Here is a 12,103-nt window from a genome sequence, read left to right on the forward strand (position 1 = left end):
GGCCGCCGCGCCCGCCGCGACGACGGCGCCGAGGGCCAGGACGGTGCGGCGGCGGGGGCGGCGGCGACCGCGCCGCCGCCTCTCGGGGGCCCGCTCCTCCGCCGCGGTCTCGGTCGTCTCCGCCGTCACTGCCCCGGCTCCTGCGACAGGACGCTCCGGCACTTGCCCTGGGCCGTCTGGAAGTCGGGGTCCTCGCCGACCTCCGGACCGATCTGGACCCCGCGCTGGCCCGGCTTGGGGTCGGGGAACTTCTCCACACCGTTGGCGCGCATGCACTCGGCGAACTTGCGGTTCCGCTCCTCCATCTTCGGGTTCACGCCGCCCGCGGAGTTCTGCATCGGGTTGAACTGGCGGCACGCCTCCATCGCCTTGTCCACGGTCGCCTTGGGCACCTTCTTGTCCAGCAGCATCTGGACGCCCTTGCCGGGCTGCGGGTCGTCCACGTGGACGCCGTTCTTGCGCATGCACTCGGCGAACTTCTGGCCCATCTCGTCGCGGTTCATGCTCGGGGACGCGGCGGCCTTGGTGCCCTGCCCGCCGCCCGCCGACGCCACGCCGCCGTCGTCGCCGCCGTCCCCGCCGCAGCCGGTCAGCGTCAGGGCCAGCACGAGCGGCAGCGCGGTGAGCGCGCCGAGGGATCGCAGTCGCATCGGGGGTTCTCCTCCCATCGGGGCCGGACGTTCCGGCCCGACGGAAGGCGATGCAACCGGGCGGGGCGTTTCCTCGGTGTTTCCTCCGGCCCTTACGGCGAGGAAACACCGCCGCCGCCAGCATGGCGGGGCCGAGGATCACAAGGAGGCGTGCCCATGCGGGTGCTGGTGGTGGAGGACGAGCCGTTGCTCGCCGACGCGGTCTCGGAGTGGCTGCGCGGGGAGGCGCACGCCGTGGACGTCGCCCGCGACGGCGGCGCGGCCCTGGAGCGGCTGGCCGTCCACGACTACGACGTGGTCGTGCTGGACCGGGACCTGCCGGTCGTGCACGGCGACGACGTGTGCCGCGAGCTGGTGGAGCGGGACGCGGGCGCGCGGGTGCTGATGCTGACGGCCGCCGCCGACGTCACCGACCGGGTCGCCGGGCTGGGCATCGGCGCCGACGACTACCTGGCCAAGCCGTTCGCGTTCGCCGAGCTGGCGGCGCGGGTGCGGGCGCTGGGGCGGCGGTCCCGCCCGGCCGCGCCGCCGGTGCTGCGGCGCGCCGGGATCACCCTGGACCCGGCCCGCCGCGAGGTGTTCCGGGACGGCCGGTACGTGCCGCTGGCCCGCAAGGAGTTCGCGGTGCTGACCGAGCTGCTGCTCGCCGACGGGGCGGTGGTGTCGGCCGAGCGCCTGCTGGAGAAGGTGTGGGACGAGCACGCCGACCCGTTCACCGGCGCGGTGCGGCTCACCGTGCTGAAGCTGCGCCGCAAGCTCGCCGACCCGCCGGTCGTCGAGACCGTCACCGGCGTGGGATACCGGATCCCATGAGGACGCCGCTGCGCCGGTCCGGACGCCGGGTGTCGCTGCGGACCCGGCTGACCCTCACCTACGGGGCGCTGTTCCTGGTCGCCGGGGTGGTGCTGCTCGGCGTCACCTACGCGCTGTTCACCCAGCAGCTCGCCCGGCCCGGGACCAAGGTCCTGATGACCGGGATCGCGCCCGCCTCGTCGGCGTCCCCGTCGGCACCGGGACGGCGGGACGGCGGCGGGCGGAACGCCTCGCCGCTCCCCGAGCACATCGAGCGGTGGACGAGCGAGCAGCGCAGGTCGATGCACCGGGCCGCGACCGTGTCGCTGCTCGCCCAGGGCGGGATCGCGCTGGCGGTGGTCGGCGGCGCGGCGATGGCGTTCGGCTGGCTCGTCGCGGGCCGGGTGCTGGCGCCGCTGCACCAGGTCACCGACACCGCCCGGCGGATCGCCGCCGCCCCGGCCGCCGACCGCGGACTGCACGAGCGCATCGCGCTGCGCGGCCCGGACGACGAGGTCAAGGAGCTGGCCGACACCTTCGACACGATGCTGGAACGGCTCGACCGCTCCTTCGACGGGCAGCGCCGCTTCGTCGCCAACGCCTCCCACGAGCTGCGCACCCCGCTCACCCTCGGCCGTGCCCTGGTCGAGATGGCCATGCACCGCGGGAACGCCAGCGCCGACGTGCGGCGGCTCGGCGCGGACCTGCTGGAGATCAACTCGCGGCACGAGCGGCTGATCTCCGGGCTGCTGCTGCTCGCCGGATCCGAGAACGAGATCACCGACCGCGCCCCCGTGGACCTCGCCGACATCGTCGGCCACGTCCTGCTGCAGACCGCCCCGGAGGCCGAACGCGCCGGGATCTCCGTGCACGTCAAGGCGGCGGAGGCCGTCACCGCGGGCAACGCCCTGCTGCTGGAGCGCCTGGTGCAGAACCTCGTCGAGAACGGCATCCGCCACAACACCGGGCCGGGTGGCCGGGTCGAGGTCGCCAGCCGCGTCCGCGACGACGGCCGGGTGGAGGTCGAGGTCGCCAACACCGGCCCGGTGGTGCCGCGCTACGAGGTCCCGGCGCTGTTCGAGCCGTTCCGCCGGCTGGACGCCGACCGCCTGGTCACCGCCAAGGGCGCCGGGCTCGGCCTGTCCATCGTGCGCGCCATCGCCCGCGCCCACGACGGGGAGGCCACGGCCCGTCCCCGCGCCGACGGCGGCCTCGTGGTCACCGCCGTCCTCCCTGCCGACGTTACGGACGGGGACGGCGGCTGACCGCGTCCGGGGCCCGGTGTCAGGCGGGCCCGCGGGACTCGGTGATCAGGCGCAGGCGGGCCTTGCTGCGCAGCCAGCGCTCGCGGGTGCGCTCCGGGGTCGTCGGGTGGATGAACTGGAGCAGGCGCAGGCCCCGGACCGTCTCCAGCACCACGAACAGGTCCCCCTGGAAGTCCGGCTCGTCGGCCCGGTCGCCCAGGAACTCCCGCGCCATGTCCAGGATCCCGGTGGTGACCAGGCGTTCCAGGTCGGCCACGTGCGCGCGCAGCTCGGGGTCGGTGCGGGCGGCGGTCCACAGCTCCATGGACGCCTCGAACAGCTTGCCCTGGTGGACCTCCCAGACCAGGTCCATGGCGTCGCCGATCGGGTCGGCGGAGGCGCGCAGCCGGTCCAGGTCCTGTTCCACGAACTGGGCGGCGCGCTTGCGGGCCAGATGCTCCACCGCCGCCAGGACCAGGGCGTTCTTGGTCGGGAAGTGGTGCACCTGCGCGCCCCGGGACACCCCGGCGCGCTCCACCACCCGGGTCGTCGTGGTGCCGTGGTAGCCGTGCTCCACCAGGCAGTCGATCGTCGCGTCGAGCAGCGCGCGGCGGGTGGCGGCGGTGCGCTCCTCCTGGGTGCGGCGGGGGCGGGTCGGCGTCGGCATGAGCGCACCCTATCCGAGACACATACAGGACGCCCTGTATGTACGTGATGCCCTATCGTGATCCTGCGGCGAGGAGGGCTTGACGGATGCTTGAAAAATCAACTAAGCTCCGTTCCAGTCGTTGAATCTTCAAACTTCTCTGGAGTCACCATGACCGCGACCGCCACCATCGCCCCCGACCTGACCGCCGGCACCTGGAACATCGACCCCTCCCACTCCGAGGTCACCTTCAGCATCCGCCACCTGATGACCAAGGTGCGCGGCAGCTTCACCGAGTTCTCCGGCGCGGTCCAGGTCGCCGAGACCCTGGCCGAGTCCACCGCCACGGCCGAGATCAAGATGGCCTCCATCGACACCCGCAACGCCGACCGCGACGCCCACGTGCGCCAGGCCGACGTGCTGGACGTCGAGAACCACCCCACCATGACCTTCGCCACCAAGGGCGTGCGCGCCGAGGGCGGCGACTACTTCGTGGACGGCGACCTGACCATCAAGGGCGTCACCCGCCCGGTCTCCCTGGAGGTCGAGTTCCACGGCATCGGTGAGGACCCGTGGGGCGGCGTCCGCGCCGGCTTCTCCGCCTCCACCACCATCAACCGCAAGGACTGGGGCATCGAGTTCAACGTCCCGCTGAAGGGCGACAAGGCCCTGCTCGGCGACAAGGTCGACATCCAGCTGGAGATCCAGGCCGTGCGCGCCTGACGAGGACCGCGCAGCGAGACTCTCCGCCAGGCCGCTCCCGCCGGGGCTGGGGTCGCCCCGAAAGGCAGCGCCGACCTGGGCTTTTCAACGGCGACAGGCCGTCCACCGCACTGAACCGGTGGGCGGCCTTCTCGCTTTCCCGGCCGTCAGGACGGTTCGTCGGTGATCAGCGGGACGCGGAACGCGAAGGACGCGCCCCTGGGCACGTCCTCGATGGTCAGGGTGCCGCTGTGGGCGTGGGCGATCTCGCGGGCGATGGCCAGGCCCAGGCCGGTGCCGCCGGCGCCCCGGCTGCGGGCGCTGTCCAGGCGCGTGAAGCGCTCGAAGACGCGTTCGCGGTCCTCGGCGGCGATGCCCGCGCCGTCGTCGGCGACCCGCAGCACGGCGTGGTCGCCCTCGGGCGTGATCGTGACGCGGACCCTGGTGTCGGCGTAGCGGTCGGCGTTGTCCAGGAGGTTGTTCAGCAGGCGGACCAGCTGCATGCGGACGCCCCGGACGTGGACGCCGTCCGCCAGGTCCGACTCGATCTTCAGCAGGAACGGGCGGCGCTCCAGCTCGGCACGGGTCAGCTCCGACAGGTCCACGACCTCCTGGGCGGCGGAGCCACCGGTGCCGATGCGGGCCAGCAGCAGCAGGTCGGTGACGATCGACTCCAGCCGGTCGGTGTCGCGCAGCGCCGACCGCACCACCTCCCGCAGGTCCGTGTCGTCGGGGTACATCGCCGCGTCCTCCAGGTTGGCGCGCAGGCCCGCGATGGGGGTGCGCAGCTCGTGGGAGGCGTCGGAGGCGAACTGGCGCTGCCGGGACACGGCCTGTTCGAGGCGGTCGAGGGTCTCGTTGGCGGTGCGGGCCAGCTGCGCGATCTCGTCCTCGCCGGGCGGCTGCGGGACCCGACGGCTCAGGTCGCTGGCGCTGATCTCCGACAGCTGCGCGCGGATCTGCTCCACGGGCCGCAGGGTGCGGCCGACGATCCGCCAGGTCGTCCAGGCCACCAGCGACGACAGCGCCAGCACCGCCGCGCCCAGCAGCACCTCCAGCAGCCCGGTGACCAGGTAGGACGGCAGGGGCCGCGCCGCGTACACCACCACCGAGTCCGGCGCGGTGGTCACCCGGATGGCCTCCAGGACGACGCACTCGCGGCCGAGGCCGCGGCCGTGGCACTCGGTGAAGTCCTGGACACGCTCGGTGGGCGGTGGCCACTTCCGGCTGACCGGGGGCCGTCCGGCGGCGGCGGGCGTGGCGTCGAGCACGTGCCCGCGCGGACCGACCACCTGGACCAGCAGGCGGCCGCCGGAGTCGTCGGGGATCGGGGTGGGCAGGGTGCCGTCGCGGACCGCGCCGCTGGTGCGGCGGGCGGCGTTCTGCACCTCCTGGAGCAGGCCCGCCTCGGCCGTGCCGCGGATCGCCGCGTCCGCACCGACCGCCACGGCGCCGAACACCAGGGCCGCGAGCACGAACGACACCAGGGTGTCCCGCGCCCTGATCGACCGGGGCCGCAAGCGCATCGTCCTCCCCGTTCCCGTCCGGGCGTCGCCGCCCGCCGGGCGTTCCTGCCCGGCGGGCGGTGAGGCCAACCGTTTCTCGTCCGTCACAGAGTGTCACGCGCGGGCGAGGTCGGGGGCGTACCACCACGACGTACTCAACGGTAACGAAACGGGTGCCCGAAACCCGCGCTCGGGTTTCGCCACCGCCAGATCGGACATCCGTTTTGTGACAGTTCATCGCACGCAGGGACGGTCACATGGGCAGGGACGTCACAGCGGTCACCATCAGCGGCGAGGATCGGCGGCGCTACCGCGACAAGGTGCGCCGCTGTCTGGACGTGCTGGCCCGGATGCTCGGCGAGTCGCAGTTCGACTTCGAGCGTCCGCACATCGGCCTGGAGATCGAGCTCAACCTGATCGACGCGCTCGGCGACCCGCTGATGCGCAACGCCGACGTGCTGAAGGCCATCGCCGACCCCGCGTGGGCCACCGAGCTCGGCCAGTTCAACCTGGAGATCAACATCCCGCCGCGGGTGCTGGGCGGCGACAACACCGGCGCGCTGGAGACCGAGGTCCGCGACCATCTCGCGCACGCCGACTCGCGCGCCCAGGAGGTCGGCGGCAACCTGGTGATGATCGGCATCCTGCCGACGCTGCGGCGCAGCGACATCGGCGAGGAGACGCTGTCGTCCAACGCCCGCTACAAGATGCTCAACGACCAGATCTTCGCGGCGCGCGGCGAGGAGCTGCACATCGCGATCGACGGCCCCGAGCCGCTGCGGATGCACGCCGACAACATCACCCCCGAGGCGGCCTGCACGAGCGTGCAGTTCCACCTCCAGGTGAGCCCGGACGAGTTCGGCGCGTACTGGAACGCCGCGCAGGCCATCGCCGGGCCGCAGGTCGCGCTGGGCGCGAACTCGCCGTTCCTGTTCGGGCACCGGCTGCACGACGAGACGCGGATCACGCTGTTCGAGCAGTCCACCGACACCCGGCCCGAGGAGCTGAAGTCGCAGGGCGTGCGGCCCCGCGTGTGGTTCGGCGAGAAGTGGATCACCTCGGTGTTCGACCTGTTCGAGGAGAACACCCGCTACTTCCCAGCGCTGCTGCCCCTGTGCGAGGACGAGGACCCGGTCGCGGTGCTCGACGAGGGCGGCGTCCCCGCGCTGGAGGAGCTGTCGCTGCACAACGGCACCATCTACCGCTGGAACCGGCCGATCTACGCGGTGTTCGAGGGCCGCCCCCACCTGCGCGTGGAGAACCGCGTGCTGCCCGCCGGGCCGACCGTCGCCGACATCGTCGCCAACGGCGCGTTCTACTACGGGCTCGTCCGGATGCTGGCCGAGGAGGAACGGCCGCTGTGGACGCGGATGTCGTTCGCGACCGCCGAGGACAACCTGCACCGGGCGGCGCGGGGCGGGCTGGACGCCTCCCTGTACTGGCCGGGGGTCGGCGAGGCGCCCGCCGGCGAGCTGATCCTGCGGCGGCTGCTGCCGCTCGCCCACGAGGGCCTGGAACGGTGGGGCGTGGACGCGGGGCGGCGGGACCGGCTGCTGGGGATCGTCGAACGGCGCTGCGTCACCCAGCAGACCGGCGCGACGTGGCAGGTCGCGACGGTGGAGGCGATCGAGAGCCGGTTCGGCGTCTCGCGGCAGGAGGCGCTGCGGCGCATGGTCCGGATCTACGCCGAGAACATGCGCTCGAACGAGCCGGTGCACACCTGGCCCATCGCCGCCTAGCGACGCCGGCCGGCGGGCGTCCGCACAGGATCTTCACATTCGCGTTCTACAGTCGGGCTGTGACACGCATTCTGGTCGTCGAGGACGAGCCGACCATCGCGCGGGCCGTCGAGGCGCGGCTGACGGCGGAGGGGTTCGTCGTGGACGTGGCCGGGGACGGGCCGTCGGCGGTGGCGGCGGCCCGCGAGCGGCGGCCCGACCTGCTGGTGCTGGACGTGATGCTGCCCGGGTTCGACGGGCTGGAGGTGTGCCGCCGCGTGCAGGCCGAACGGCCCGTCCCGGTGGTGATGCTGACCGCCCGCGACGACGAGACCGACCTGCTGGTGGGGCTCGGCGTGGGGGCCGACGACTACCTGACCAAGCCGTTCAGCATGCGCGAGCTGGTGGCGCGGATCCGGACGGTGCTGCGCAGGTTCGACCGGGCCGCCGCCGCGGCCTCCGAGCGGGACGCCGGGCAGGTGCTGCGGGCCGGGCCGCTGGAGATCGACCGGGCGGGGCGGCGGGTCCGGGTGGACGGGCGCGAGGTGCACCTGACGCCGATCGAGTTCGAGCTGCTGGAGTGCCTGGCGCGCCACCGGGGCGCCGTGCTGACCCGGTCGGTGCTGCTGGAGCAGGTGTGGGACTGGGCCGACGCCTGCAACGGGGCGTCGGGCACCCGCGTGGTGGACGGGCACGTCAAGGCGCTGCGCCGCAAACTGGGGGCCGACCTGATCCGGACCGTGCACGGCGTGGGCTACGCCCTGGAGACCTCGTGAAAGTTATCCACAGCCTGTGGACGAAACTGCCGAGGCCGCTGGACCCGCTGCGCTCGATCAAGCTGAAGTTCGGCGTCGTCACGGTCGTGACCGGGGTGTCGGCGATCCTGATGGTGCTGTGGGGGTACCGGCTGGGGCTGCGGGCGCGGGTCACGCTGCCGCTCGGCGTGCTGGTCTCGCTGGTGATCACGCAGTTGATCGCGCACGGGATGACCGCGCCGCTGCGGGAGATGACCGCCGCCGCGCGGGCGATGGCGCGCGGCGACTACAGCCGCCGGGTGCGGGCCACCTCGCGCGACGAGGTCGGGGAGCTGGCGGTCGCGTTCAACCGGATGGCCGCCGACCTGGCCGAGGTGGACCGGCAGCGGCGGGCGTTCGTCGCCAACGTCTCGCACGAGCTGCGCACGCCGATCAGCGCGCTGCGGGCGGTGCTGGAGAACGTCGCCGACGGCGTCACGCCGGCCACGCCCGAGGTGCTGGAGTCGGCCGTCCAGCAGACCGAGCGCCTGGGCCGCCTGGTCACGCAGCTGCTGGACCTGTCGCGGGTGGACGCCGGGGTCGTGCCGCTGGAGCCGCAGGAGCTGGACGTGGCGGCGTTCGTCGCCGAGGCCGCGGCCCTGCACCCCGACGTCGCGGTCAAGACCGACATCACGCCGGGCCTGCGGGTGAGCGCCGACCGCGACCGCCTCCACCAGGTGCTCGCCAACCTGCTCGACAACGCCGCCCGGCACAGCCCGCCCGGCGGCGTCGTCACCGTGACCGCCCGGCCCGGCTTCACGCTGGAGGTGGCCGACGAGGGGCCCGGCATCCCGGTCGCGGACCGGGAGCGGGTCTTCGAGCGCTTCTCCCGCGGCTCCCGCACCGCCAGCGACGGCGGCACGGGCCTGGGCCTGGCGATCGCGCGGTGGGCGGTGGACCTGCACGGCGGCGGCATCGAGGTGCTCGACACCGAGCGGGGATGCCGCATCCGGGTCACCCTGCCGGGGTGACCCGGACGCGGGGCCGGGCCGCGGGTCAGGGGCGCGCGCCCGCGCTGTCGACGATCCCGGCCCTGACCAGGCCGCCCCAGCCGAGGACCGTTCCGGGCTTGTCGCGGAGCACCGTGCCGCGCTCGGTGGTGGCCTGGTGCGCCCTGATCACGACCGTGCGGTGTCCCAGGTACTCGTAGGTGCGCGGGTCGATCATGATCTCGCTGCGCAGGTACCCCTCCTCGACCACGGAGAAGGTCACCCCGGGGCGGCCCAGGATGTCGGCGGCCTTCCGCTCGAACCGGATGCCGGGGATCTTCGCGAGCGCCCCGTACATCGCGGCGCGCAACCTCGGCGGCAGCGCGGCGTCGCGCATGAACACCTCGATGGCGCGGAACGCGGCGGCGTTCCGGTCGACGGGGTGGCCCTCCGTGGCCTTGTAGACGGTGTCCAGCAGCGCCTTCGGATCGGTCGGCAGCGACAGCAGGTAGGGGTAGTCGCTGCGCGGCACGGCGCTGCGCTCCAGGTCCGTGACCGGGCGGACCTGGACCTTGCCGCGCACGACCGTCGCAGCCTGCGCGCCGTCCACCCGGCGCCAGCTCTCCTTGGTCACCCGCCGGTCGGGCGGTCCGAACAGCCGCCCGCCGGCGCCCTTGGAGGACTCCGCGTGGACCGACTTCACGTAACCCCACTGGTGGGGGCGCGGGGTGACGGGGGACTCGGCGTTGGCCTTGTCGATGGCCTTGGCGGCGAACTCCCCGGCGGCGGCGTTGGCGACGGGGCCGAGCACGACCGGACGGCTCCCGCCGTCCGGCCCCGGCGCGCCGCCGCCCCACTCCACGTTCTGCACGACGGTGACGCCCACCGCCATGGCCGCGGTGAGCGCGCCCACCGCCACGAACCGTCGCATCGGCTTCCTCGTCCGCACGGGTGTCTCCTCGATGGTCTGGGTGGCCAGCCGCTCGCGCAGGCTCGCCTTGGCGGTCGGGTCGTAGGCGGGGGCTTCGGGCCGCGCCCGCCGGAACAGGTCGATGTCGTCGTGTGTCACGCCCATGACTCCTCGCCGATGGTCAAAGGGTCGGTGTCGCCGAGTTCGCGCCGCGCCTTCCGGCGGGCGCGGTGCAGCCGTGACCGCACCGTGCCGACCGGCAGGCCGAGCGCGGCGGCGGCCTCCTCGTAGCTCAGGTCGGCCCAGGCGATCAGCAGCAGCAGGTCGCGCTCGGCCGGGGACAGGCGGCGCAGGGCGGCGGCCAGCCGGGGGCCGAGGCCCGCCGCGGCGACCCGGGCCAGGCTGCGCTCGTCGAACGGCTCCTGCGCGCGGGACGGCAGCACCCGCGCCAGCAGCCCGGCGCGGCGGCGCTCGCCCCGCAGGTGGTCGCGGATCGCGTGCGTCGCGATCCCGTACAGCCACGGGCGCGCGTCGTCGCGCCCGGTGTCGTAGGCGGCGCGTTTGCGGAAGGCGACCAGGAACGTGTCCGCGACCACGTCCTCGGCGTGCTCGGGGCCGATCCGCCGCGCCACATAGCGGTGGATCTCGTCGCCGTGCCGGTCGAACAGCGCGGCGAAGTCCTCCGCCGACCGCAGCGACCGGCGGATCAACTCCGCGTCGGTCGCGGTCACCGCTTTCGCTTCCGGGTCATCGGGATCCTTTCGGGGGACGGTGTTCACCCCTTACTCGGCCGGGTGCGGCGACCCGGTTCCCGTCTTCTCCGGAAATCTCCGGTCAGGTGCGGCGGAAGGTGACGATCTCCCCGGTGTCGCCGACCGCCTCCCCCGGGGAGGAGAGGATCTCGTCGGGCCGGTCGGCCAGCAGGGCCCGGGCGCGCAGCACGATCTCCAGGTCGAAGCGCAGGTCCGGGTCCAGGAGCTGGTCGCCGAACAGCTCCTCCAGCTGGCGCAGGCGGTAGCGGACCGTCTGCGGGTGCACGTGCAGGCGCATCGCGACCTCGTTGGCGTTGCGGCCCGACTGGAGCCAGGCCAGCAGGGTCTCGGCGAGCCGGTCCTGCTGGCTGGGGCGCAGATGGGACAGCGGGGCCAGGCGCAGGTCGGCCAGCGAGGTGATCAGGTCCTCGTCCTGGAACAGGATCAGCGTGGACATGTGCTCGACGCTGCGGATCACGCCGCTGTCCTGCTCGATCACGCCGCGCCGCACCAGGCCGAGGGTCTTGCGGGCCCACTGGATGGACCGGGCCGCCTCGGCGACCGGCACGGTCGGTCCGATCACCGCCAGGGTCCCGGCCAGGGCGCGGTCCACCAGCTTGGCGCGGCCGGGGCCGTCCGGGTCGGGGATGATCAGGCTGGGGGTGCGGCGGGTCAGGTCGGCCAGGATGTCCGGGGGGAACGCGGGCGGGCGCGACTCCTGCCGGCCGAGCGCGACGGCGGCGACGGTGCGCGGGACGGGCCAGTGCGCGGCGGCGGCCAGGTCGGCGATCGCCTCGGGCGCGGCGGGCGGGTCGGCGAACAGCAGGTCCAGCAGGCGCCGGCGGCGGCGCTGCATCTCGCCCGCGACGGCGGCCTTGGCCTGCGCGTACCCCTCGGCCGCGGCGGCGGCCAGCTCGTCCTGGAACAGCATCAGGGCCTCGCCGACCGCGCCGAGGGTGCGGGGCCCGACGTCCAGCGTCGCCGCGCCCTCGGCCATGCGGCGCCAGGCGATCATCCCCCCCACGCGCATCGCGGCCTGCATGGCGTCCAGGCTGCGGCCCTCGCCCGCCTCGCCGCGGCCGATCGCGCGGAAGAAGTCGTTGCAGGTGGTGGGCTCGTTGGCCGGGTCGGCGACGCGTTCCACGAAGTAGTGCAGGACGCGTTCGACGGCCAGCCGCAGCGTGCCGGAGTAGGAGCCGTCACCGGGGCGGTCGTACTCGCGGACCCGCGTCTGGATCTCGTGGATCATGTCGTCGGCCACCTCGTCGAGGTGGGGCCGCATATGGTCCGCCAGCTCCCGGGGCAGGTCCGCCCAGGGGCGTCCCGCCGGCTCCTCAGCCACGTGCCCTCCCCGTGTGCTTTTCCTTGCGTCGCTTCACGAACACAAGGGGTAATTAATGACTTATGTGGCTTGTGTGGTGGAAATCATGACCCGCTGAGACGTCGGGCGCAAAGTCTAGG

The 12,103-nt window shown here is 73.6% G+C and carries 12 protein-coding genes; 6 read left to right on the forward strand and 6 right to left on the reverse strand.

Translation table 11 applies throughout. The features are described from left to right. Nucleotides 1-125: 125 nt before the first annotated feature. Complete coding sequence (locus AKI01S_RS34910; protein WP_067827612.1) at nt 126-650, reverse strand: hypothetical protein; 525 nt, start codon at nt 648-650, stop codon at nt 126-128. A gap of 156 nt (nt 651-806) precedes the next feature. On the opposite strand from AKI01S_RS34910, the gene AKI01S_RS34915 reads away from it, so the two are divergent. Next, nucleotides 807-1,463 (forward strand): response regulator transcription factor, encoded by a 657-nt coding sequence (locus tag AKI01S_RS34915; RefSeq protein WP_067827616.1) that lies wholly within the window; start codon nt 807-809, stop codon nt 1,461-1,463. Further along, nucleotides 1,460-2,707 carry a sensor histidine kinase gene (locus tag AKI01S_RS34920; protein WP_067827619.1) on the forward strand — a complete coding sequence of 416 codons (1,248 nt, stop codon included), beginning with the start codon at nt 1,460-1,462 and terminating at the stop codon, nt 2,705-2,707. The genes AKI01S_RS34915 and AKI01S_RS34920 overlap by 4 nt, the downstream gene beginning before the upstream one ends. 19 nt (nt 2,708-2,726) lie before the next feature. Here AKI01S_RS34920 and AKI01S_RS34925 read toward each other — a convergent pair whose 3' ends face one another. After that, nucleotides 2,727-3,353 (reverse strand): TetR/AcrR family transcriptional regulator, encoded by a 627-nt coding sequence (locus tag AKI01S_RS34925; RefSeq protein WP_084000552.1) that lies wholly within the window; start codon nt 3,351-3,353, stop codon nt 2,727-2,729. 150 nt (nt 3,354-3,503) lie between these two features. On the opposite strand from AKI01S_RS34925, the gene AKI01S_RS34930 reads away from it, so the two are divergent. After that, nucleotides 3,504-4,055, forward strand: coding sequence for a YceI family protein (locus tag AKI01S_RS34930; RefSeq protein WP_067827621.1), 552 nt, complete (start codon nt 3,504-3,506; stop codon nt 4,053-4,055). Between the two features lie 146 nt (nt 4,056-4,201). Here AKI01S_RS34930 and AKI01S_RS34935 read toward each other — a convergent pair whose 3' ends face one another. After that, a complete protein-coding gene (locus AKI01S_RS34935) occupies nt 4,202-5,560 on the reverse strand; it encodes a sensor histidine kinase (RefSeq protein WP_067827624.1) in 1,359 nt (452 codons plus the stop codon). 236 nt (nt 5,561-5,796) lie between these two features. Here AKI01S_RS34935 and AKI01S_RS34940 point away from each other — a divergent pair, with 236 nt between their 5' ends. The 3 genes from AKI01S_RS34940 to AKI01S_RS34950 are packed head-to-tail and all read left to right on the forward strand — an operon-like array spanning nt 5,797 to nt 9,022. After that, nucleotides 5,797-7,278: a glutamate-cysteine ligase family protein gene (locus AKI01S_RS34940; protein WP_067827626.1), complete on the forward strand. Its 1,482-nt coding sequence runs from the start codon at nt 5,797-5,799 to the stop codon at nt 7,276-7,278. Between the two features lie 59 nt (nt 7,279-7,337). Further along, complete coding sequence (locus AKI01S_RS34945; protein WP_218009931.1) at nt 7,338-8,033, forward strand: response regulator transcription factor; 696 nt, start codon at nt 7,338-7,340, stop codon at nt 8,031-8,033. Beyond that, the gene (locus tag AKI01S_RS34950) at nt 8,030-9,022 is read left to right on the forward strand and encodes a HAMP domain-containing sensor histidine kinase (RefSeq protein WP_067827629.1); all 993 of its coding nucleotides are present in this window, start codon (nt 8,030-8,032) and stop codon (nt 9,020-9,022) included. Before AKI01S_RS34945 ends, AKI01S_RS34950 begins: the two co-directional genes overlap by 4 nt. A 25-nt stretch (nt 9,023-9,047) precedes the next feature. Here AKI01S_RS34950 and AKI01S_RS34955 read toward each other — a convergent pair whose 3' ends face one another. The 3 genes from AKI01S_RS34955 to AKI01S_RS34965 form a co-directional block, all read right to left on the reverse strand. After that, nucleotides 9,048-10,049 carry a CU044_5270 family protein gene (locus AKI01S_RS34955; protein WP_157420374.1) on the reverse strand — a complete coding sequence of 334 codons (1,002 nt, stop codon included), beginning with the start codon at nt 10,047-10,049 and terminating at the stop codon, nt 9,048-9,050. Further along, the gene (locus AKI01S_RS34960; protein ID WP_067827637.1) at nt 10,046-10,621 is read right to left on the reverse strand and encodes an RNA polymerase sigma factor; all 576 of its coding nucleotides are present in this window, start codon (nt 10,619-10,621) and stop codon (nt 10,046-10,048) included. The genes AKI01S_RS34955 and AKI01S_RS34960 overlap by 4 nt, the downstream gene beginning before the upstream one ends. A gap of 103 nt (nt 10,622-10,724) precedes the next feature. Then, nucleotides 10,725-11,984, reverse strand: a complete 1,260-nt coding sequence (locus tag AKI01S_RS34965) for a PucR family transcriptional regulator (protein WP_067827640.1) — start codon at nt 11,982-11,984, stop codon at nt 10,725-10,727. Nucleotides 11,985-12,103: the final 119 nt, after the last annotated feature.

It is taken from the genome of Actinomadura kijaniata NBRC 14229 (assembly GCF_001552175.1).
In the GTDB taxonomy this organism is placed as follows: domain Bacteria; phylum Actinomycetota; class Actinomycetes; order Streptosporangiales; family Streptosporangiaceae; genus Spirillospora; species Spirillospora kijaniata.

What these genes read in the sequence shown, in the direction of transcription:
- AKI01S_RS34910 (WP_067827612.1), bottom strand. Translation starts at nt 650, where the DNA reads ATGCGACTGCGATCCCTCGGCGCGCTCACCGCGCTGCCGCTCGTGCTG.
- AKI01S_RS34915 (WP_067827616.1), top strand. Translation starts at nt 807, where the DNA reads ATGCGGGTGCTGGTGGTGGAGGACGAGCCGTTGCTCGCCGACGCGGTC.
- AKI01S_RS34920 (WP_067827619.1), top strand. Translation starts at nt 1,460, where the DNA reads ATGAGGACGCCGCTGCGCCGGTCCGGACGCCGGGTGTCGCTGCGGACC.
- AKI01S_RS34925 (WP_084000552.1), bottom strand. Translation starts at nt 3,353, where the DNA reads ATGCCGACGCCGACCCGCCCCCGCCGCACCCAGGAGGAGCGCACCGCC.
- AKI01S_RS34930 (WP_067827621.1), top strand. Translation starts at nt 3,504, where the DNA reads ATGACCGCGACCGCCACCATCGCCCCCGACCTGACCGCCGGCACCTGG.
- AKI01S_RS34935 (WP_067827624.1), bottom strand. Translation starts at nt 5,560, where the DNA reads ATGCGCTTGCGGCCCCGGTCGATCAGGGCGCGGGACACCCTGGTGTCG.
- AKI01S_RS34940 (WP_067827626.1), top strand. Translation starts at nt 5,797, where the DNA reads ATGGGCAGGGACGTCACAGCGGTCACCATCAGCGGCGAGGATCGGCGG.